The following is a 20,665-nucleotide window of genomic DNA, read 5'->3' as shown; positions in this document are numbered from 1 at the left end:
TTGTGCATGCTCGCCAGCAAGCCTATCGATGCCGCGATCGCCATGCGCGGGGCGCGCGAGTTGTTCAAGGCGGGTCTGCGCACCCCGAAGGCGGTGCTGGCAGCCGATAGGCAAGCGATGATCAGCGCCTTCGGGCGCGCCCACTACGTGCGCTACGACGAAAGCTCGGCGACCCGCCTGACCGAGATGGCGCGGCGGGTGAGCGACGAGTATTTCGGCGATCTGCGCGAAATCGCCGAGCGCAGTCATCACGACACCGTGCACGCGAGGCGAATGCTGAAGGAATTCAAGGGCATTGGCGATACCGGCGTCGACATCTATCTGCGCGAGGTCCAAGACGTGTGGACGTGGGTGCGTCCGTACTTCGACGCCCGGGCCATGGGAATGGCCAAGAAGCTGGGGCTGCCCGCCGAACCGGCCAAGCTGGGCGCACTGGCACCGCGAGCCAACGCGCGGTTGGCCGCCGCGCTCGTCCGCGCGTCGCTGGACGAGGATCTGCGTCAGCGGATGGCCGGTTGACCGTCCGAATCGGAACCTCCGGGTGGTCCTACGACCACTGGGTCGACGTGCTCTATCCGCCCGGCACGCCGTCCGCGCGCCGGCTGGCCCGCTACACGGAGGTTTTTCGACACCGTCGAGCTCAACGCCAGCTTCTACCGGTGGCCGAAGGATTCGACCTTCACCGGATGGCGCGGCCGGCTTCCGCCGGGGTTCACGATGTCGGTCAAGGCGCATCGCGGTTTGACCCACTATCGGCGGCTGGGGTCCCCCGAACCCTGGGTCGAGCGTTTCGAACGGTGTTGGCAGCTGCTGGGCGATCGACATGGCGTGCTGCTCGTCCAGGTGCATCCAGAGTTGCAGCGCGACAAGTCCTCTCAGGCCCGCCTGGATTCGTTCTTGGATCGGGTGCCGGCATCGATCCGGGTGGCCGTCGAGTTGCGCCACCCATCGTGGAACGACCCTGATGTCTACCGGTTGCTGGAACGCCGCCGCGCCGCGTACGTGGTGATGAGCGGCGCGGGGCTGGCGTGCATACCGCGCGCCACCACCGATCTGGTTTACATCCGCATGCACGGACCGGATCCGCATCCGGTCTATGCCGGCTGTTATCCGGACCACGAGTTGCGGTGCTGGGCCGACCGAATCGCCGAATGGGACCGCGACGGCAGGGACGTGTGGATGTACTTCAACAACGACCTGGGTGGCCATGCCGTCCGCAATGCGCTCGCGCTGCGGGATCTGGTGAGCTAGCGCGGCGCGAGTAGGCTGGTAAACGCGACACGAACGGAGCGGCGATCATGGCCAGTTCGACTACATTCGTCATCGTCGGCGGCGGACTTGCCGGAGCAAAAGCAGTAGAAGCTTTGCGCGACAATGGCTTTGAAGGGCAAATCATTCTGTTCGCAGAAGAGGCGCGGCTGCCCTACGAGCGGCCTCCGCTTTCCAAGGAGTATCTCGCCGGCAAGAAGTCGCTGACCGACTTCACCGTGCAGAACTCCGACTGGTACCTGGACCACCAGGTCGACTTGAGACTCGGATCGCCGGTGTCCAGTCTGGACAGCGGCGCCCACACCGTCGGGCTTCCCGACGGCACCACAACGCGCTACGACAAGCTGCTGCTGGCGACCGGATCGGCCTCGCGGCGGCCCCCGATCCCCGGATCGGATGCCGACGGAGTCCACTACCTGCGCAGCTACGACGACGCCGAGCTGTTGAATTCCGTTCTGACCGAGGGGTCTTCGCTCGCGGTGCTGGGCGCCGGATGGATCGGGCTCGAAGTGACCGCGGCCGCTCGGCAACGCGGCGCGGAGGTGACCGTCGTCGAGGCCGCCAAGCAACCGTTGCTGGCCGCGCTCGGCGAGACGGTCGGCGAGATCTTCGCCAACCTGCATCGCGACCACGGCGTGCGGCTGCGGCTGCAAACACAGGTCGAGGAGATTTCCGCGACCGGCCTACGGATGCGCGACGGATCGACGGTGGCCGCCGATGCCGTATTGGTGGCCGTCGGCGCCAAGCCGAACGTCGAACTCGCCGAGCAGGGCGGGCTGTCGATGGGTGACGGCGGCGTGCTCGTCGATGCCTCGCTGCGCACCAGCGACCCGGACATCTTCGCCGTCGGCGATATCGCGGCCGCCGAACACCCGCTGTACCGCACCCGCATCCGCACCGAACACTGGGCCAACGCGCTCAAGCAGCCCGCGGTGGCAGCGGCCGGAATGCTGGGCAAGCCAGCAGAATACGCGGAGCTGCCCTATTTCTTCACCGACCAATACGACCTCGGCATGGAGTACGTCGGGCATGCACCCAACTTCGAGCGGGTGGTCTTCCGCGGCGACGTCGCGGGGCGCGAGTTCGTCGCGTTCTGGCTCGATGGCGACAACCGGGTGCTGGCCGGGATGAACGTCAACATCTGGGATGTGCTCGACGACGTCAAAGCGCTGATCCGGTCCAAGTCCTCCGTCGACCCCGACAAACTCGCCGACCCGTCCTCACCCCTCGCCGATCTCCTGAGCTGAAGCCGGCTCGAGTGGCACCCAGCCGTGGTCGATGACCTCCGGCGGGTGCTGTGCCTGCAGGCGTTCCCGTTCGGCGCGGCGGCGTTTGATCCGCAGCCGCGCATCGGCGGGCATGGTGACCAATTCATCGCAGGTCAGGTAGTACACGTCGTCGACAACATCGATCAGGTCAGCCGCGACCCGGCGAGATCCGAGCTCGCGCAACGTCATTCGAAGTTCATGTGTGAACCGCAGCGTGGTGTCGTGGGCAAGCTCGCGCGAAACCCGGGCGTTGGTGGCGATGCGCCGGCCCAGCGTCGCGGGCGGATCCGGCTCGCAGCGCTCGGCGGCCGCCTCGGCGGCGGCGGTCAGCAGCATCGCCGGGTCGTCGCTGAAGACGCGGCTGGCGAGCTCGCCGTCCCCGGGCCCGCGATGCCCGACCTTGGCGATCGCCGCATCCAGCAGGGCTGCGGTGGGGGGCGACAGCGCGCGGATGCTGGCGAGGTTGCCTTCCCGAGCCATCGCCTGCAGTGGTGGGTCGGCGCGTAGTGCGGCGCTGAGTTCGGCGATCTCGTCGGCGACGCGCTCGCTTTCCATGATCGCGCCCACTCCGGGTACCCGAGATCCCGGCGCGGTGTGCTCCAATGCCGCCGCGGTGATCCCGGAGTCGATCAACCACAGCGCCGTGAGAATCCAGCCTTGGTGAATACGGTCGCGCAGCAACCGGACTCGGACCCCAAGGCCCGCATCGGGCAACAGACTCAGCTGCGCGGCATCCCAATGCTCGGCATTCGCGGCGGCGCTGTAGGCCCGCGTATCTGCCTTGAGATGACGCATCAGACGCAGCGATCGGATCGTCGCGACCGCCTTGGCAACCGATCCGAGCGCTCCGTCCGCCAGCCGGGGCTGGCCGAACGGCAGCACGTCGCCGACCTGCGGCTGATCGACCAGCGCGCGCTGAACCAGCGCCTGGTCATCCCAGCCGAGCAACTGATGGGCGGCGACGACGTTCGCCGACACCCCGACGTAGGGCCGGTGGCCGAACACCGCGATGGCCCTGCTGCCCCATTCGTCGTCGATCACACCGCCCAGCGTCAACGCCTGGCCCATCACCCGGCTGGCGGTGCGCAGTCCGCTCAACTGAACATCCAGGGTTATCGGGGTCAGCGGCCCGGGCAGCGCTTCGCTGAGGCCGTCGGTGGCGAACACCGGGAACCGGGGGTCGATGCGGTCGTCGAACTCGCCCTCGACGCCATCCGGTGCGGCGCTGCGCAACTCGTCGGACGGCGCGGGGCGCGGCAGAACTTCCACCGGAAGCGCCATCTGTGCGCCGTGGTTCGTCGCGCCGGCGGCACCGAGTCTGCGGCCGACCAGCCCCCGCGCGGTGTCGGTGAGGGCATCGAATGCCGGCCAGCCGAACTCGAACTGCCAATCCTCTTGTGCGGCAACAGTGTCCATTGTCGGAATCGGTGTCGGCCAGCCGCGGATTCGATGGTTCCGGGACCGGGGGTCGACGGCGCGCAACAGCCGCCACGCGGTCACCACGTTGGTGGTGTCCGGCGTGGCCAGATCCACCACGCCGGTGCGGTCGGTGTCGAGCGCCAAGACCAGGAAGCGCACCAGATCGTCGAGGTGCAGCACCCGCATCGGCTGCGCAGAGACCTTGGTACGCAGCACGGTGGCCACCGTGCGACACACCATCCAGTCGAGCTGGCGGCCCACCGGCGGTGCGACCCGGATGATCAGGCTTGGCCCCAGGCTGGTGGACACCAGGTCCTCCGCCGGCTCGTAGACCTTCGGGGCGCCCGCGGCTTGCGACACGAACAGCAGCCGGGCACCCGCGCGTCCGGCCGCATGCGTCACATAAGCCAGGCCGTTGATGCCGGCGCTGTGGGGTGCGTCGGGCTCGACCGGGGCCAGATGAATCACCGCGTCGGCTTCATCGGCGAACTCTTGCAGGATCGGGTCGCTCAGTGATGCGCGGACGAACCCGACCGCCGGGTCCAGACGGGCGTCGGGGTACTCACTAATGCCGGTGACCGAATGTCCGGCAGCAATGAGCTGCCGTGCAACCAGCCGCCCGATTGTGCTGGTGGCGTCGGTAACCAGGATGTGCACCTGGGCTCACCTCCCCCAACGTCCCCTTCGACAATATGCGCGCCGGTATCGCTACGCGACTGTAACGGCGATAACAGTGCTGTTGGCCTGGTCTTTTATTCCCGCCCGGCTCACCGCAGCGTGGCGTTGCCGTCCGCGGTGACGGCAACCTTGGCGCCGCCGATGTCTTCACCAACGGTTGCCGAGGCCGAGTCGGGATCGGCGATGACCGCCAGTGCCCGCGACCCGTCGGGTGTGCGCACAGCAACGAAAGCCTTCTCCGGCTGACCGTTGCGGTCGAACGGTGTCGTCCACGCTTCGACGGTGCCGACGCCTTCCCACTGCACCAACCCCTCCCGGGTCGGTTCCCGCTCCACCACGGATTGCGAATTCTCCCAACGGAATTCGGCCGGTGGTTCGGTGCTGTAGACGCCGAAGCTGTGCTTGGTCAGGTAGCCGCCGTTGGCGGTGATCAGGGCCCGCCGCCCGGGATTAGCCACCAGCAGTTCGGCCACGGTGGCAATCGAGTGCATCACGTAATTGCTCCACGGGCCGCCGGCGAACGTCAGGCCACCGGTGACGGTCAGCGGACGGGCGGGGTCGTCGGTGGGTAACCCCAATTCGGCGGCCGCCACCTGCACCGCGGACGGAAAGCAGGAGTACAGATCGACATAGTCGACGTCGTCGATGCCCAGGCCGGCCAGCTCCAGCGCACGGGCGCCGGCGATCCGGATGGCCGCCGACCGGTGCAGTTCGTGGCGCTCGGCGATCGAGGGCGTGTCGTACGCGTCGGTGCCGGCGTGCGGGTAAACCCACTGATCTTCCGGGACGCCGAGGCGCTCGGCCTGCTCGACCGACGTCAGGATCAGCGCGGCGCCCTGATCGACCATGTTGTTGGAGTTCATCAGCTTCGGATAGGGCCAGCTGATCATCCGGTTGCGCGGGCCGGGCTGCGAGATCTCCGCGGCGGTCGCCGGCTCGCGGATCCACGCGTGCGGATTACCGACCGCGACGGCGTTGAAGCGCGCCCACAGCTCCCCGATCCGGTTGCGGTGGGCGGAGACCGACTCGCCGTTGGCGATGCGCAGGGACTGCTCGAACAGCGGATAGACGTACGCCGGGCGGTCCAGCCGGATTTTGATCTCGGCGTCGCCGGCCATCGGCACGTCCTCGCCGCTGACTTGCGCCATCGGCACGGATTCGTCCTGGGCCGTCCACTCCAGCCGGGCGCCCTTGGCCCTCAGGCCGCGCCGGGTGCGCCAGGTTTCCGCGCCGGTGAGCAGCACCACGCCGGCGCGCCCCCGCTGGATGTCCAGGCAGGCCTGATTGAGCAGCGTCTGCGGCACGTTGCCGCCGACCGGGCTGTAGAGCGTCGTGAACTCCCTCGCGCCGATGCTGTTGCCGACCAGGAGTCCGGCGTCGCGGTAGGTCGCGGACAGCACGTTGACCACCCGGACGGAGTCGACGGCCTCGAGCACCCGGGCGTTCGCGGCTTGTCGGGCCGCGGCGACCATCAGGTCGACGGGCTCGACCGAACGTGTTTCCGGGTCGATCTCGTCCCGGTGGTTGACCTGGCCATAGCCGATCAGCACCGGTGTTGTGGGGTCGACGGGCATGGGAACGAACTTATCGTGGCGGTGCCGCGGCCTCGAACAGCACGTGCTCACAGAGCAGCCGGTCGATCTCCTCGGTGCCCATCCCGAGCAGCTTCACGCAGAGTTCGCGGGTGTCCTGACCGGGCAGCGGCGCCGGACGTTGTGGGGCCGGGGGGATGTGGTGGAACGGCGCCGGTCCGGTCTCGGCCGGCAGCGGCCGCTCGACCAGCGGATGCACCATGTCGCTGAGCAGCTTGCGCTCGACCAGCTGCGGGTCCTGCAGGACGTCCGGTGGTCGGTTCATCGGGCCGGCCGGAATGCCGGCCGCCTGCAGCGCCGCGACGGCTTGTGCCGGGTGCTGCGCGCTGGTCCAGGCCGAGACCGCCTCCACCAACTCCGCGCGATGGGCCGTCCGCGACTCCCCGGTCGCGAACCGCGGATCCTCGGCCAGCTCAGGCTGCCCCAAAAGATCTGTGAGACACCGCCATTCGCTATCCGCTCGGATGGAGATGACACACCATTCGTCGTCGCCGGCGCTCGGGTAGACCGCGTGCACGCTGGTGTCGTCGCAGACCTCGGCGACGCCGGCCCCCACCGCCGCCTGCGCGACGTACAGGGTGTCCAGCTGATTCATGACGACCTCGGCCTGCGAGATGTGCACGTGAGCCGGCGCGCCGGTCCGATCGCGCCGGATCAGGGCGGCCAGCGCGGCGATCGCGGTGACCCGCCCCACGATGTGGTCGGGGAAGATCGTCGTCGCGTCGTAAAACGCGTGCCGGGCGCCGGCGGCGCGCGCCTCTTCGGACGCTTCTTCGGAGGTCCAGAGACTGGTCACGCCGGTGGTCGCGCGGACCAGCGGGCCGTAGCCCATTCGCCTGCTCCACGGCCCCCGGTTCCCGAATGCGCTGCTACCCGCGAGCACGATCCGGGGGTTGATCTCCCGCAGGGTGTCGAACGAAAACCCAAGCGAGGTAAGGGTTCCCGGCTTGAAGTTGGCGAACACCGCGTCGGCTTCGGCGACCAGTCGGCGGAAGATCTGTTTGCCCTGCTCGCTGCGCAGGTCCAGACCCAACGCCAGGTGGTTGCGGTGCGTCCAGGCGAACGACTCGCTCATCACGGCGCCGGCCCGCGATTGCCGCAGCCCGTCGGGATAGTCGGCGCTTTCGACCTTGATGACCTGGGCACCCAGGTCGCCGTACAGCCGGCTCAGCTCGCCGCCGGCGACGATCACGCCCAGGTCGAGAATCCGCAATTTCTGGAACGGATACTCGCCGGCCCGGCCCGACGGTGCGGCCGTCACCGGGTCGGCCAGCCAGCGCGGCTGGTCGGCGCCGGCGGCCGGGGCGGGCGTGCGGAAGCCGCAGCGTTCGTCGTCGACCACGAAGTATCCGGTGGGCACGTCGGTGCGCACCCCGGGAACCAGCTCGGCATGGGTGATCGCGCCGACGGCCTGGAAGTGCTCGGAAGCCAGGATGCGCGACGGCGTCAGCACCGCCGAGATCGGCACTCCGTGCGCCTGTCCCTCGGCGACCAGCTCCTTCATGGTCTTGTCGGCGAACAGCGCGTCGACCAGCACGCTGAGCTGCGGCCACGCGGCGAACCGGGCGCCGAGCGTGTCGAACTTCGGGTCCTGGAAATCCTGCGGCTCCCCCAGCCAGCGGCGCAGGCCGCGCCACTGCCGCGGCGCCATCACGCAGAGCCGGACATAGCCGTCCCGGCACGGACAGATCGGGTAAGGGTCCTGATTTTTCGGGCGTCCCCGCCACGCGCTGGTGCGCTGCCCGGCGGTGGCCTGCCCGTGCGCGCCGAACGCCGGGTCCAGCGCCATGACCACCGCGTCGAACCGGGAGAAGTCGATGTAATCGCCTGTGCCGCAACGTAATTTGTTGTAGTACGCGACGAGTGCGGCCCAGGCGGCCTGCACGGCGGCGGTGGCCGAGGCGATGCCGTCGGGCGGCAACACCGGGGTGCCGACGGTGGGTCCGGACCGCGACAGCGCACCCGACATCGCGAACAGCACCGGGTCGGTGGCGCGCCACGACGAGCGCGGACCGCTCGCCCCGAAGTCGGTGATCGACAGCACGACCAGGTGCGGGTAGCGCTCGGCCAACTCGGCGGGCGCGGTCCCGAACGCGACTGCCCCGCCGGCGGCGTCGACGACGATGTCGGCGCCCTCGGCGAGGTCGAAGAAGGTGCGCCGGTCGTCGTCGTCGCGCGAATCCAGCACCACGCTGCGCTTGTTCGCGTTGTGCACGGCGAACGGGATGCTGGCACCGGCCAGCGTCGGCCGGTGGTGGCGAGCCGCGCTGCCGCCCGGCGGCTCCACCTTGACGACGTCGGCGCCCAGGTCCGCGAACAGGCGGGTCACCGTGTCGCTCACGCCGGCGGACAAGTCGAGAACGCGCACCCCGGCGAGCAGCCTGTCAGCCATGCGCCCACCGTACCGCCGCCAAAAGCATGGCTGCTCAACCTGGTTCGGATACCGGACGCCGACCGGCTACGCTGCGGAGTTTGTTGTCGGACATACGGGAAGCGAGATATCGGGTTCGTGAGTGCGCACTTGAGTTACGTCGAAGCCCTCTTGGTCGGCGCGGCGCAGGGTGTGACCGAACTGTTTCCGGTCTCCAGCCTCGGCCACTCGATCTTGGTGCCGGCGCTGATCGGCGGCCAATGGGCCCGCGACTTGGACGTCTCGGCACCCAAGTCGCCGTACCTGGCATTCCTGGTGGGCCTGCACGTCGCCACCGCCGCGGCACTGCTGGTGTTCTTCCGGCGCGACTGGCTGCGGGTGCTGGCCGGATTCGTTTCCTCGGCGCGGCACCGCCGCATCCGGACGCCCAACGAGCGGTTGGCCTGGCTGCTTGTGGCCGCCACCATCCCGGTGGCCCTGGCGGGCCTGTTCGGAGAAAAGCTGTTCCGCACCACGCTGGGCAAACCGATTCCCGCAGCGGCCTTCTTGCTGCTCAATGGAATCGCTCTGTACGCCGCCGAAGTGCTGCGCCGCCGCGCCGACTCGCCGGCGATCGCCGATGACGAGCACGGCGGAAAAGCCGTGGACAACCGGCTCGCGCAGCTGCCGTTGGGCCGTGGTGTGCTGATCGGCTCCGCACAGATCCTGGCGCTGCTACCCGGCATCAGCCGATCCGGCATCACCATCGTGGCGGGCCTGTGGCGCGGCCTGTCCCACGAAGACGCTGCCCGCTTCTCCTTTCTGCTGGCCACGCCGATCATCCTGGCCGCCGGCGTCTACAAGATCCCCGAGCTGTTCGGCCCGCTGGGCGCCGGGATCGCCGGCCAGGTGCTGGCCGGCAGCCTCGCCTCGTTCGTCTGCGCCTACCTCGCGGTCCGCTACCTCACCCGGTACTTCGAGACCCGCACCCTGATCCCGTTCGCGATCTACTGCGCGCTGTTCGGTGCCGGCAGCCTGGCCTGGCTGACCCTGGGCTAGCCTGCCCGCTCGGCTTCGGCTGAACGGCATCCGTCATTGTCGTTGCGTCGCCGGAAGCCGAGTGCTGTGCTGAGGAGATGGCAGACACCGCATCCATCGGCCGCAAAGTCCGGGGCAAGGTCATCGTGATCACCGGCGGCGCACGGGGAATCGGCCTGGCCACCGCGACCGCTTTGCACAACCTGGGCGCCAAGGTCGCGATCGGCGACATCGACGAGGTGAAGGTGAAGGAGTCCGGCGCGGCGATCGGCCTCGACGTGTACGGAAAACTCGATGTGACAGAACGGAATTCGTTTTCGGAATTCCTCGATGCGGTGGAGCGTCAACTGGGCCCGATCGACGTGCTGGTCAACAACGCGGGCATCATGCCGCTCGGCCGGGTCGGCGATGAGCCGGATTCGGTTACCCGCCGCGTGCTCGACATCAACGTCTACGGCGTGATCCTGGGCACCAAGCTGGCCATCGAGCGCATGGCCCCCCGCAAGCGCGGACACGTCATCAACGTCGCTTCCCTGGCTGGCGAGTCCTACGTCCCCGGGGCGGCGACCTACTGCGCCAGCAAGCACGCCGTGGTCGGCTTCACCGACGCCGCGCGCATCGAATACCGCTCGACGGGCATGAAGTTCTCACTGGTGATGCCGACGTTCGTGAACACCGAACTCATCGCCGGGACCTCCGGGGTCAAGGGCGTCGAAAACGCCGAGCCCTCCGACGTGGCCGATGCGATCGTCAGGCTGGTCGGTCGCCCGAAACCGCGGGTGCGCGTCACCAAGCTGGCCGGCGCGATCATCGCCTCACAGAAATTCATGCCGCGCTCGGTCTCGGAGGGCATCAGCCGCCTCCTCGGCGGCGAGCACGTCTTCACCGACGACGTCGATTTCGCGAAACGCAAGGCCTACGAGTCCCGCGCTCGCGGCCAGGAGTGACTTTCGCTCCTAGCGACGCTGCGCGGCGGCGCGGAGAATCGGGCAGGTGAGCCGGCAAACCCCGACAATAGCGCCCGAAGCACTCTCCGACGACGAACTCACCCTGATCGACAAGTATTGGCGCGCCGCCAATTATCTGTCGGTCGGGCAGATCTATCTGCTGGACAATCCCCTGCTCAAAGAGCCGCTGGTGGCCGAGCACGTCAAACCGCGGCTGCTGGGGCACTGGGGCACCACGCCCGGGCTCAACCTGATCTACGCGCACCTGAACCGGATCATCCGCAACCGCGACGCCAACGTCATCTACATCACCGGGCCCGGACACGGCGGCCCGGGCCTGGTCGCCAACGCTTACCTGGAAGGTACCTACACCGAGATCTACAGCGGCATCGGTGAGGACACCGAGGGGCTGCGAAAGTTGTTCCGTCAGTTCTCCTTTCCCGGCGGCATCCCCAGCCACGTCGCCGCGCAGACCCCGGGATCGATCCACGAAGGCGGCGAACTCGGCTACGCGCTGGTGCACGCGTTCGGCGCGGCGTTCGACAACCCCGATCTGGTGGTCGCGTGCGTGATCGGCGACGGCGAGGCCGAGACCGGTCCACTGGCGGCCGGCTGGCACTCGAACAAATTCCTCAACCCGGCCGTCGACGGCGCGGTGCTGCCGATCCTGCACCTCAACGGCTACAAAATCGCCAACCCGACCGTGCTGGCCCGCATCCCGCACACCGAACTCGAATCGCTGTTGCGCGGCTACGGATACCGGCCGATCACGGTCGCCGGTGACGATCCGGCCGCCGTGCACCGGGAGCTGGCCGCCGCGTTCGACGACGCGTTCGACGACATCGCCGCCATTCAGCGCGCGGCACGCGACGGCGATCAGACCGACCGCCCGGTATGGCCGATGATCGTGTTGCGCACTCCGAAGGGCTGGACCGGGCCCAAGGAGGTCGACGGCAAGCGCGTCGAGGGCACCTGGCGCGCACACCAGGTGCCGCTTGCCGAGACCCACGACAACCCCGCGCACCGCGCGCAGCTGGAAGAGTGGCTGCGCAGCTATCGGCCCGACGAGCTGTTCGACGGCGACGGCGCGCTGCGCCCGGAGCTGCGCGAGCTGGCGCCGAGGGGCCCGCGGCGGATGAGCGCCAATCCGCACGCGAACGGCGGCGTGCTGCTGCGCGAGCTGGACCTGCCGGATTTCCGCGACTACGCGGTGCCGGTCGAGAACCCGGGCGCGTCGATGCACGAAGCCACCCGTGTGCTGGGCACCTTCCTGCGCGACGTGATCACCCGCAACCCGGACCGCTTCCGGCTGATGGGGCCCGACGAAACCGCCTCCAACCGGCTGTCGGCCGTGTTCGAGTCCACCGACAAGGTGTGGCTGTCGGAAACCGAGCCCGACGACGAGGGGCTCGCGGCGGACGGCCGCGTGATGGAGGTGCTCTCCGAGCACCTGTGCCAGGGCTGGCTGGAGGGCTACCTGCTGACCGGGCGGCACGGGTTGTTCAACTGCTACGAGGCGTTCGTGCACATCGTCGACTCCATGCTCAACCAGCACGCGAAGTGGCTGTCCACCAGCCGCGAGCTGCCCTGGCGGCAGCCGATCGCGTCGCTGAACTACCTGCTGAGCTCGCACGTGTGGCGCCAGGACCACAACGGCGCCTCGCATCAGGACCCCGGCTTCATCGACCTGGTCGCCAACAAGCGCGCCGAGATCGTGCGGGTCTACCTGCCGCCGGACGGCAACACCCTGCTGTCGGTGGCCGACCACTGCCTGCGCAGCCGCGACTACATCAACGTCATCGTCGCCGGCAAGCAACCCGCCCTGGCCTACCTCGACATGGACGACGCGGTCGCGCACTGCACCCGCGGCCTGGGGATCTGGGAGTGGGCCAGCACCGCCAAAGGCGAACCCGACGTAGTGCTGGCGTGTGCCGGCGACATCCCGACCCAAGAGGCGTTGGCCGCCGCCGACATCCTGCGTCGCGAGCTGCCCGACCTGGCCGTGCGGCTGGTCAACGTCGTCGACCTGATGCGCCTGCAGCCGGACTCCGAGCATCCACATGGGTTGCCGGACCGGGAATTCGACGCGTTGTTCACCCGCGACAAGCCGGTCATCTTCGCCTATCACGGCTATCCGTGGCTGATCCACCGGCTGAGCTATCGCCGCGCCAACCACGCGAACATCCACGTGCGCGGGTTCAAGGAGCGCGGCACCACGACGACGCCGTTCGACATGGTGATGCTCAACGATCTCGACCGCTTCCATTTGGTGATGGACGTCATCGACCGGGTGGACGGCCTGGCCGGCCGGGCGGCGCTGCTGCGCCAGCGGATGGTCGACGCGCGGCTGGACGCCCGCCGCTACACCCGCGTGCACGGCGAGGACGACCCGCGGATCGCGCACTGGAAGTGGGAGTCGATCTGACCTGGGCGGCAACCACGCGCAGGTAAACTCGGCGGCGATGTCTGAGCCCGTTGCAACCGCTTTCGATGCCGTTGACCTCCACCCGGTGGTGTCGCAGTTGTCGGCGCTGCACCGGCTGCGACTGTATTTCGACATCGGCGTGGTCGTCGCCGTGCTGGTGGGAACGAACCTGATCGCGCACTTCACCACGCCGTGGGCGAGCGTCGCGACGGTGCCGGTGGCCGCCGTCGGGTTGGTGGTCTTGATGCGCGCGACCGGTCTCGATTGGGTCGACCTCGGGCTGGGCCGCGAGCACTGGCGCTCCGGGCTGGGTTACGCGCTGGCCGCCGTGGCCGTCGTGGCGTCGGTGATCGGCGTCGGAGTGCTGCTGCCGATCACGCGGCCGATGTTCCTGAACCACCACTACGCGACGGTCTCGGGCGCGCTGATCGCCTCGATGGTCATCATTCCGCTGCAGACCGTGATCCCCGAGGAGCTGGCCTTCCGGGGCGTGCTGCACGGCGCGCTGCATCGGGCGTGGGGATTTCGCGGCGTGGCGCTGGTCGGTTCGTTGCTGTTCGGCTTGTGGCACGTCGCGACCTCGCTGGGGCTGACCAGCAACAACGTCGGGTTCACCCGGCTGTTCGGCGGCGGGTTCGTCGGGATGGTCGCCGGGGTGACGCTGGCGGTGCTGGCGACGGGCAGCGCGGGGTTCGTGTTCAGCTGGTTGCGCCGGCGCAGTGGCAGCCTGATCGCGCCGATCGCGCTGCACTGGTCATTGAACGGGTTGGGCGCGTTGGCCGCGGCCCTGGTCTGGCATCTGTCGACCTAACCGCTAGGCCAGCAGCACCGCGGCGCCCGCGATGCGCCCGGCGGCCAGATCGCTGAGCGCCTGATCGGCTTGATCGAGTGCGTATTCCGGCGTCGTCACCTCGACGCGATGGCGTCCCACGAAGTCGAGAAATTCCCGCGCGTCGGCCCGGGTGTTCGAGGTGACCGAGCGAATCTGGCGCTCCTGGAACAGGTGACGCTGATAGTTCAGCGCCGGGATATCCGACAGATGAATCCCGGCGATCGCCAGCGTGCCGCCGCGATCCAGCGCTTCGCAGGCGGGCGGCACCAGCTCGCCGACGGGGGCGAACAGGATCGCGGCGTCCAGCGGGACCGGTGGCGGATCCGCGGCCCCCTGCGCCGAGGCCGCACCAAGTTCGAGCGCCAGTTCCCGGGCCCGCTCACCGCGGGTCATCACGTGCAGCTCGGCCCCTTGGGCCAACGCGACCTGCGCGGTGATGTGCGCGCTGCCGCCGAAGCCGTAGATGCCCAGCCGGCCACCCGGCGGTAGCTCGGCGCGCAGCAGCGAGCGGTATCCGATAATGCCGGCGCACAACAACGGCGCGAGCTCGCTGTCGCTGTAACCGCCCGGCAGACGGTGAGCGAAAGCCGCTGGCACCGTTGCGAATTCGGCGTATCCACCGTCGGCATCCCAGCCGGTGTAGCGGGACTGGGGGCACAGGTTCTCGTCGCCACGCCGGCAGTACTTGCACACCCCGCAGGTGTGGCGCAGCCAGGCGATGCCGACCCGGTCGCCTACTTTGAATTCGTCACCGGCGTCCGTGCCGACCTCTGAGCCGACCTCGACGACTTCCCCGACGACTTCGTGGCCGGGGGTGACGTGCTCGCGATGCACCGGCAGGTCGCCCTCGGTGACGTGCAGGTCGGTGCGACACACCCCGCAGGCAAGCACAGCCACCAGCAATTCCGAGGGCGCCGGTCGCGGCACCTCGGTGGTCACCCGCTGCAGCGGGTCGGTGTTCATCGGGCCGGGCCGGCGCACCCGCCACGCGTTCATCGTCGCCGCCGAAGCCATCACCCCATCATGCCGCTGCGCCTCGTCGATGCGCAGGGGCCCAAAGACCTTGTCTCTACAACGTCTTGGTGCGGGAGGTGGCGAACTTGTAGATCAGCAACAGGATCACCGCGCCGACCAGCGCACCCAAGAATGCGTGGTTGATCGGAGGGGTGATCTTGAAATGGTGAGGCGGGAAAACCACGCTTCCGAGCGTGCCGCCGACGTACGAGCCGACGATGCCGAGCAGCGCGGTTGCGACCCAGCCCATCGGCCTGCTTGCCCGGCACCAACAGCCGCGCAACCAGGCCGACGATCAGACCCAGGACGATCAGCCAGATGATGTGCATGACCATGACCGGCTTCTTCTAACTGGCAGAGGGACGTGGCCGTATACCCCGTCGGAGCCGACTCGACCGTCTCGGCGAAATAGCGTTTCTGCTGCCGGAATTCGGCTCAAGCCGGAGACCAGCAGCCTGCCCGCGGACCACCGCTCGTCATTTGCCACAGGCGGCTTCAGCTCTTGCGCACCATCCCGACGATCCAGAGCAGGATCACCGAGCCCAGCAGCGCGGTGAAGAAGGTGAAGATCCAGCCGCCGGCCGCGGTGTCGAAGAAGAAGCTCAGCAAGAAGCCCCCGATCAGTGCGCCGACGACACCGATCACGATGTTCATCAAGATTCCGGACCCGGACCCTTTCATCAGCTTGCCCGCGGCCCACCCTGCCAGGCCGCCGATGATGATGTAACCAATCACGCCGACGCTCGTCGTTGTGGTCGATCGGGCCAGATACTCGGCTGTTGCCATGACATCCATGCGAGTCTCCTTGCGATTCGGCTGCCAGAGCTCAGCCTAGAATTCCGGGCTGTCGTAGCGGTATACCCCGTTTGTGGCTAGGCAGTAAACGATGTCTGCTGCGGTGCCGGGCTCGGAGTCGGAGTGACCTCGCTCGCGGGCGCCTGGGCCGGCGCGGGGGCTCCCGGAGCCGGTGGCGGAGCGCCTGGAGCCGGCGCGGGAGCACCCGGAGCCGGCGCCGCCGGCGGCGCGGTGAAGGGCAGGATCGACTCGGCCAGCGCCTTGGCCCCGACCTTGTCCACCGGGTTGTTACCGGTCCCCAGCCACACCACGAACCAGCGCTGGGGCGGTCCGGCGGTCGCCGCATTCGGAGCGCTGACGACGCCCGTCCAGATCTGGCCGTTGGGCTTGCTGGCATCGCTGAACTTGACCTCGTAGAACGACGAGCTGCCGGTGATCCCGTTGGCACCGGTGAGCGGGCCGGATTCCTGATTGATCCGCGTGCCCGGATACGGCATGAAGAACTCACCCATGTCCGAGCCCAGCCGGACGGCGGCCTTGGCGTCATTGGCTTCTGCACTGGCATAAAGCTTTTGGTCCAGGCGACCCATCACAATGCGCGTGTCGTTGGCGACCGGCGCAGGCTGACCGGGCTGCGGCGGCGGACCGATCATCTTGCTGAGCAGCGCCGAGCCGTAGTCGAGGTGCGACGCGTCCGACTCGGCCCAGCCGCCGGGTAGCAGGTAGCTGAACCCGCCGACGGCGTTGGTGATCCGGGCGGCGTTGGGGTCGACGGGCGGTGGCGCAGGCGGCGCGTTCGGATCGACCGGCGGGGGCGGCGGCGGAACCGGCGCGTTCGGGTCACCCGGTGCCGGTTGCCCCGCGGGTGCCGGTGCGCCGGGCGCGGGCGCGGCGGTGGTCGGCGCGGGTGCCCCGGCCGGGGGCGGCGCGGTGGTCGTTGCCGGAACCGGAGTCGGGACCTCGGGATCGGCGTTCGCGGGGGCCGGCAACGCGAAGGTGACGGCACTGGCACTGGTCACCGTGGCGATCGCCAGCGTCGCCCACAAACCTTTGCGACGTGTCGAGTTGGAGTCCACCTGATCCATGGCGACGAACCTACCGTGTTACCGCTGTGACGCAAGGGTGCCGTGCGGGCGATGCGAGGCGGTTTTCCCGATGTTGCCGGAGCGCAACCTGCGCGGAGTCCACGCAGTTCACCGCCGGTCGGGGTGTCGGGGTGCGGCCGGATACAGCGCCACTTCGAGCGCTTTGACCGAGAACCACACCCGCTCCCCGGGTGTCAGCCGCAGCTCGGCGGCGGCGTCGACGGTGATCTCGGCGGCCAGACCCGGGGCTCCGTCCGGCTGCTGTGCACCGCGTACCACGACGGCGGGTCCGCGAATGTCGAGTTCCGCGACGGTGAGGTCGACGCAGTTGCGGGGGCTGCCATGCGGCAGGTCTCGGTACACGGACACCACCGTCGGCGGGAACACCGCGATCGCTTCTTGGCCGCTGGTCAGCTCCGCGCCGAGATGCTCGGCCGGGGTTCCGTACCAGCGAGCACCGGAGCGGGTCCGCAGTGCGCCGTCCGGCCCGATGGTTCCGTTGACGAGGTTGACGCCGGCGATGCGGGCCCCGAAATGGCTGCGCGGCGCGGTGAGCACCTCGGGCACCGGCCCGACTTCGGAGATCTTCCCCGCCTCGAGCACCAGCGCCCGATCCGCCAGGGTGAACACATCCAGCAGGTCGTGGGTGATCAGGACGACCGCGCAGCCGCTGCGGGCGACCACCGTTCGCAACACCGCCCGGATGGCCGCTGCGGCACCGACGTCCAGGCCGGTCAGTGGCTCGTCGAGCAGCAGCACATCGGGTTCGGCGGCCAGCGCCCGCGCGATCGCCACCCGCTGCGCCTGACCGCCGGACAGCTGCCGTGGTTTGCGGTCGGCGAACTGCTCGGCGTCCACTTCGCCCAGCCAGCGCAGGGCCGTCTGCTTCTGCGTGGAGGAGCGGAGAAAGCCGCGACGACTATTCGGCCCGAACGCCACGTTGGCCGCGACGCTCATGTGCGGGAACAGCAACGGATCCTGCAGCAGCAGCCCGACCCGGCGGTCGTGCGTCGCCACGTCCACCCCGGCAGCGGTGTCGGTCAACACCCGATCCCCCAGCCGCACCACGCCCTCATCGGGGCGAACCAGCCCGGCGATCACGTGCAGGGCGGTCGACTTGCCCGCCCCGTTGGGCCCCAGCACCGCCAGCACCTCGCCGGCAGACACCGAGAACTCCACATCCAGCTGGCGGTCAGCCACGACCGCGCGAAGCTGCAACTCGCTCACCGGCTACCTCGCGTCTGTCCCGGTCAGCCGGCGCGCACCCAGGCCGAGTACCACCAGCGCGGCCACCGCGACCAGCAGAATCGACAGTGCCACAGCGGCATTCGCGTCGCTCACCCGTTGCAGGTAGATCTCCAGCGGCAAGGTGCGGGTGACGCCCTGCCGGGAACCCGCGAAGGTCAGCGTCGCGCCGAACTCCCCCAGCGAACGGGCGAACGCCAGCACCGCGCCGGACATCAGGCCCGGTAGCAGCAGCGGCAGGGTGACCCGCCACCACACCGTGCTGGGTCGTGCCCCGAGCGTGGCCGCAACTACCTCGTAGTTGGATCCCGCGGTGCGGGCAGCGCCCTCGAGGGAGATCACCAGGAACGGCAACGAGACGAAGGTCTGCGCCAGCACCACGGCGGTGGTGCTGAAGGCGATGCTGACTCCGGCCGCCTCCAGGTACTGCCCGATCAGTCCGAGGCGGCCGAACGCGTAGAGCAACGCGATGCCGCCCACCACCGGCGGCAGCACCAGCGGCAGCAGGATCAGCGGCCGCAGCAGCCGCACCAGCGGCGTCGTGCTGCGGGCCAATACCAGCGCCATCGGCACGCCCAGCAGCACGCACAGCACCGTGCTCGCGGCCGCGGTCTTGAGACTGAGCAGCAGCGCCGTCCTCGACGACGAACTGGTGATCAGCGACCAGAAGTTCGGCCAATCAACTTTGATCGCGATCGCCAGCAGCGGCAACACCACGAAGGCGGCGCCGGTGGCGGCGGGAACAAACACCCACCGGGGCAGATTCGTGGGTCGGCGCACGGTCAGGGTTTGGCGAAGCCGAACTGCGCCAGGATCTGCCGACCCGCGTCGGACGTCACCAGGGTCACGAACTTCTGCGCCGTCGCCGCTTGCGGCGCCTTCTTCAACACCCCGAGCGGATAGACGTTGACGGCGCCCGCGGCCTCGGGAAAGTTGACCGTCGCCACCTTGTCTTTTGCGCTCTTGGCGTCGGTGACGTAGACCAGCGCGGCGTCGGCCTGACCGGTGGTGACCTTGTTGAGGACGTCGGTCACGCTGAGTTCCTCGCTGACCGGGTTGAGGTGCACGCCGGTGCTGTCTTCGATGCGTTGGGTCGCCGCCCCGCAGGGCACCGGCCGCTGGCAGATCACCACGCTGATGCCCGGCTTGGCCAGATCGGCGAAGGAGCCGATGTGCTTCGGATTGCCCGGCGCCGTGACGATGACCAGGGTGTTGGCTGCGAAATTCGTCGGGTTCCCGGCCAGCAACCCGGCCTTGACGACGGTGTCCATCTGAGCGGTGTCCGCCGACGCAAAGACATCGGCGGTCGCCCCCTGAGTCAGCTGCGTGGCGAGTTCGGAGGAGCCGGCGAACTCGAATTCCACGCCGCTTCCCGGATTGTCGGCCTTGAACTGCTGACTGAGCTGGGTGAACGCGGGCTTGAGCGAGGCCGCGGCGAACACCATGATCGAACCCGGCGCGGACGACGACTGAGCGGGAGAAGACGACGGCGCCTTCGAACTACACGCCCCCACACCCGCGACGAGCAACGTGGATACCAACCCGGCCAGGACCCCGATCCGACGCATGGTCAGACCCTAGCCTGCGGTGGGTTAAGCAGTGACGACCAAACAGTTATCGAAAATTGTCCGCGCGTCGCGGCGTCCTTAGTTTCCCCTTAGAGCTACTGTCCAGTAACATTCGACGTAGATTGACGCCATACGCGCTGAGATCCCAGGCATCGGCCCTGCGGCGTGACACCATCGGAACCACGTTCACATCGCCGAGCAGAGCGTTACCGCTGGTGATTGCCAGGGTCTGGGTTCGATGTCGAACACGAGGAGGTCATGGCAGTGGAGGTGCTGGTCACCGGCGGCGACACGGATCTGGGGCGCACAGTAGCCGAGGGATTTCGCGATGGCGGTCACAGGGTGACCCTCGTGGGTGCGCGACGCAGCGACCTCGAGGTCGCCGCCAAAGAACTGGACGTCGACGCGATCGTCTGCGACACCACCGACCCGGCCAGCCTCGAAGAGGCTCGTGGGTTGTTCCCCCACCACCTCGACACCATCGTCAACGTGCCCGACAGCGGCTGGAGCGACGGCGACCCGCGCACCTACTCGCTGTCCGACACCGCAGCGGTGTGGCGCAGCTCCCTCGAGGCGACCGTGCTGTCGGCGGTGCTGACGGTGCAAGCCGTCGGTGACCACCTGCGCTCCGGTGGTTCCATCATCAGCGTCGTGCCGGAAAACCCGCCCGCGGCCAGCGTCGACGCCGCGATCAAAGCCACGCTGTCGAGCTGGATCTCCGGACAGGCCGGCGTTTTCGGGACCCGCGGGATCACGGTCAACGCGCTGGCCAGCGGCCGCAGCGCCCAGGCCGGATACGACGGCCTTTCGCGCACACCGCCGTCCGTCGCCGACGAGGTCGCCCGGTTGGCGCTGTTCCTGACGACCCCGGCGGCCCGGCACATCACCGGCCAGACGCTGCATGTCAGCCACGGCGCGCTCGCGCGTTTCGCCTAGAGCGTACGTTCTCGACGTCGGGGTCGGCGGTGTGATCATTAGTCTCGCCGCACATGGGTACACACCAGGTGTCATCACCACCGCCGCCGAAGCGCTGCGGCCGCTGTTCGGTATGTAACCGAGGTCGCAGTCAGCGTCGGACATGACGCGAATCACGTTGGTGCGACCAGCGGTAACGGCTTGGTGTGGTTGATTGCACAGGCT

Annotated in this window: 16 protein-coding genes and 3 pseudogenes; 9 read left to right on the top strand and 10 right to left on the bottom strand. The window is 68.6% G+C overall.

Going from position 1 to position 20,665, the window contains the following annotated elements:
* From BN973_RS15655 to BN973_RS15645, 3 genes and pseudogenes are all read left to right on the top strand, one after another.
* On the top strand, window positions 1-519 hold a 519-nt coding region (locus tag BN973_RS15655), incomplete at its 5' end, for a hypothetical protein (RefSeq protein WP_036469198.1).
* A pseudogene (locus BN973_RS15650) lies at window positions 516-1,251 on the top strand (DUF72 domain-containing protein). The gene BN973_RS15655 and the pseudogene BN973_RS15650, both read left to right, overlap by 4 nt.
* 47 nt (window positions 1,252-1,298) lie before the next feature.
* A complete protein-coding gene (locus BN973_RS15645) occupies window positions 1,299-2,516 on the top strand; it encodes an NAD(P)/FAD-dependent oxidoreductase (RefSeq protein WP_036469195.1) in 1,218 nt (405 codons plus the stop codon).
* Here the strand turns inward: BN973_RS15645 and BN973_RS15640 are convergent.
* From BN973_RS15640 to BN973_RS15630, 3 genes are all read right to left on the bottom strand, one after another.
* Window positions 2,490-4,613 (bottom strand): NAD-dependent epimerase/dehydratase family protein, encoded by a 2,124-nt coding sequence (locus BN973_RS15640; RefSeq protein ID WP_036469190.1) that lies wholly within the window; start codon window positions 4,611-4,613, stop codon window positions 2,490-2,492. The genes BN973_RS15645 and BN973_RS15640 overlap by 27 nt on opposite strands.
* Window positions 4,614-4,723: 110 nt before the next feature.
* Window positions 4,724-6,208: an acetyl-CoA acetyltransferase gene (locus BN973_RS15635; RefSeq protein WP_036469188.1), complete on the bottom strand. Its 1,485-nt coding sequence runs from the start codon at window positions 6,206-6,208 to the stop codon at window positions 4,724-4,726.
* Window positions 6,209-6,218: 10 nt separating this feature from the next.
* Window positions 6,219-8,618, bottom strand: a complete 2,400-nt coding sequence (locus BN973_RS15630; RefSeq protein WP_036469186.1) for a CaiB/BaiF CoA-transferase family protein — start codon at window positions 8,616-8,618, stop codon at window positions 6,219-6,221.
* Window positions 8,619-8,735: 117 nt separating this feature from the next.
* On the opposite strand from BN973_RS15630, the gene BN973_RS15625 reads away from it, so the two are divergent.
* The 4 genes from BN973_RS15625 to BN973_RS15610 all read left to right on the top strand — a co-directional run bounded on the left by BN973_RS15625 (window position 8,736) and on the right by BN973_RS15610 (window position 13,797).
* Entirely contained in the window at window positions 8,736-9,635 is a 900-nt protein-coding gene (locus BN973_RS15625) for an undecaprenyl-diphosphate phosphatase (RefSeq protein ID WP_036469184.1), read from the top strand.
* A 77-nt stretch (window positions 9,636-9,712) separates the two neighbouring features.
* A complete protein-coding gene (locus BN973_RS15620; RefSeq protein WP_036469182.1) occupies window positions 9,713-10,561 on the top strand; it encodes an SDR family oxidoreductase in 849 nt (282 codons plus the stop codon).
* 46 nt (window positions 10,562-10,607) lie between these two features.
* On the top strand, window positions 10,608-12,986 hold the full coding sequence (locus BN973_RS15615) for a phosphoketolase family protein (protein WP_036469179.1): 2,379 nt from the start codon (window positions 10,608-10,610) through the stop codon (window positions 12,984-12,986).
* 37 nt (window positions 12,987-13,023) lie between these two features.
* Window positions 13,024-13,797 (top strand): CPBP family intramembrane glutamic endopeptidase, encoded by a 774-nt coding sequence (locus BN973_RS15610; RefSeq protein ID WP_051641281.1) that lies wholly within the window; start codon window positions 13,024-13,026, stop codon window positions 13,795-13,797.
* Between the two features lie 3 nt (window positions 13,798-13,800).
* On the opposite strand, the gene BN973_RS15605 is transcribed toward BN973_RS15610, so the two are convergent.
* The 7 genes and pseudogenes from BN973_RS15605 to modA form a co-directional block, all read right to left on the bottom strand.
* Window positions 13,801-14,832: a zinc-binding alcohol dehydrogenase family protein gene (locus BN973_RS15605; RefSeq protein WP_036469175.1), complete on the bottom strand. Its 1,032-nt coding sequence runs from the start codon at window positions 14,830-14,832 to the stop codon at window positions 13,801-13,803.
* A gap of 55 nt (window positions 14,833-14,887) precedes the next feature.
* A pseudogene (locus BN973_RS15600) lies at window positions 14,888-15,167 on the bottom strand (GlsB/YeaQ/YmgE family stress response membrane protein).
* 160 nt (window positions 15,168-15,327) lie between these two features.
* On the bottom strand, window positions 15,328-15,627 hold the full coding sequence (locus BN973_RS15595) for a GlsB/YeaQ/YmgE family stress response membrane protein (protein ID WP_036469173.1): 300 nt from the start codon (window positions 15,625-15,627) through the stop codon (window positions 15,328-15,330).
* A 77-nt stretch (window positions 15,628-15,704) separates the two neighbouring features.
* A complete protein-coding gene (locus tag BN973_RS15590; RefSeq protein WP_036469170.1) occupies window positions 15,705-16,712 on the bottom strand; it encodes an alanine and proline-rich secreted protein Apa in 1,008 nt (335 codons plus the stop codon).
* A gap of 108 nt (window positions 16,713-16,820) precedes the next feature.
* The gene (locus BN973_RS15585; protein WP_036469167.1) at window positions 16,821-17,939 is read right to left on the bottom strand and encodes a sulfate/molybdate ABC transporter ATP-binding protein; all 1,119 of its coding nucleotides are present in this window, start codon (window positions 17,937-17,939) and stop codon (window positions 16,821-16,823) included.
* Between the two features lie 3 nt (window positions 17,940-17,942).
* The gene (locus tag BN973_RS15580) at window positions 17,943-18,737 is read right to left on the bottom strand and encodes an ABC transporter permease (protein WP_139830297.1); all 795 of its coding nucleotides are present in this window, start codon (window positions 18,735-18,737) and stop codon (window positions 17,943-17,945) included.
* Between the two features lie 2 nt (window positions 18,738-18,739).
* Complete coding sequence (gene modA, locus BN973_RS15575) at window positions 18,740-19,525, bottom strand: molybdate ABC transporter substrate-binding protein (protein WP_036469165.1); 786 nt, start codon at window positions 19,523-19,525, stop codon at window positions 18,740-18,742.
* Between the two features lie 258 nt (window positions 19,526-19,783).
* Between modA and BN973_RS15570 the strand changes: the two genes are divergently transcribed.
* Together BN973_RS15570 and BN973_RS31710 are read left to right on the top strand one after the other, a co-directional pair.
* Entirely contained in the window at window positions 19,784-20,461 is a 678-nt protein-coding gene (locus BN973_RS15570; RefSeq protein ID WP_036469163.1) for an SDR family oxidoreductase, read from the top strand.
* Window position 20,462: 1 nt separating this feature from the next.
* Window positions 20,463-20,579, top strand: a pseudogene (locus BN973_RS31710) (LLM class F420-dependent oxidoreductase); the annotation flags it as partial.
* Window positions 20,580-20,665 lie beyond the last annotated feature (86 nt).

Origin of the sequence: Mycobacterium triplex (assembly GCF_000689255.1) — a bacterium.
Lineage (GTDB): Bacteria > Actinomycetota > Actinomycetes > Mycobacteriales > Mycobacteriaceae > Mycobacterium > Mycobacterium triplex.
The sequence above is the reverse complement of the archived record's forward strand: the minus strand, read 5'-3'. Positions and strand labels throughout refer to the sequence as shown.

What these genes read in the sequence shown, in the direction of transcription:
- BN973_RS15645 (WP_036469195.1), top strand. Translation starts at nt 1,299, where the DNA reads ATGGCCAGTTCGACTACATTCGTCATCGTCGGCGGCGGACTTGCCGGA.
- BN973_RS15620 (WP_036469182.1), top strand. Translation starts at nt 9,713, where the DNA reads ATGGCAGACACCGCATCCATCGGCCGCAAAGTCCGGGGCAAGGTCATC.
- BN973_RS15595 (WP_036469173.1), bottom strand. Translation starts at nt 15,627, where the DNA reads ATGGATGTCATGGCAACAGCCGAGTATCTGGCCCGATCGACCACAACG.
- BN973_RS15590 (WP_036469170.1), bottom strand. Translation starts at nt 16,712, where the DNA reads ATGGATCAGGTGGACTCCAACTCGACACGTCGCAAAGGTTTGTGGGCG.
- modA (WP_036469165.1), bottom strand. Translation starts at nt 19,525, where the DNA reads ATGCGTCGGATCGGGGTCCTGGCCGGGTTGGTATCCACGTTGCTCGTC.
- BN973_RS15605 (WP_036469175.1), bottom strand. Translation starts at nt 14,832, where the DNA reads ATGGCTTCGGCGGCGACGATGAACGCGTGGCGGGTGCGCCGGCCCGGC.
- BN973_RS15630 (WP_036469186.1), bottom strand. Translation starts at nt 8,618, where the DNA reads ATGGCTGACAGGCTGCTCGCCGGGGTGCGCGTTCTCGACTTGTCCGCC.
- BN973_RS15570 (WP_036469163.1), top strand. Translation starts at nt 19,784, where the DNA reads ATGGCAGTGGAGGTGCTGGTCACCGGCGGCGACACGGATCTGGGGCGC.
- BN973_RS15610 (WP_051641281.1), top strand. Translation starts at nt 13,024, where the DNA reads ATGTCTGAGCCCGTTGCAACCGCTTTCGATGCCGTTGACCTCCACCCG.
- BN973_RS15635 (WP_036469188.1), bottom strand. Translation starts at nt 6,208, where the DNA reads ATGCCCGTCGACCCCACAACACCGGTGCTGATCGGCTATGGCCAGGTC.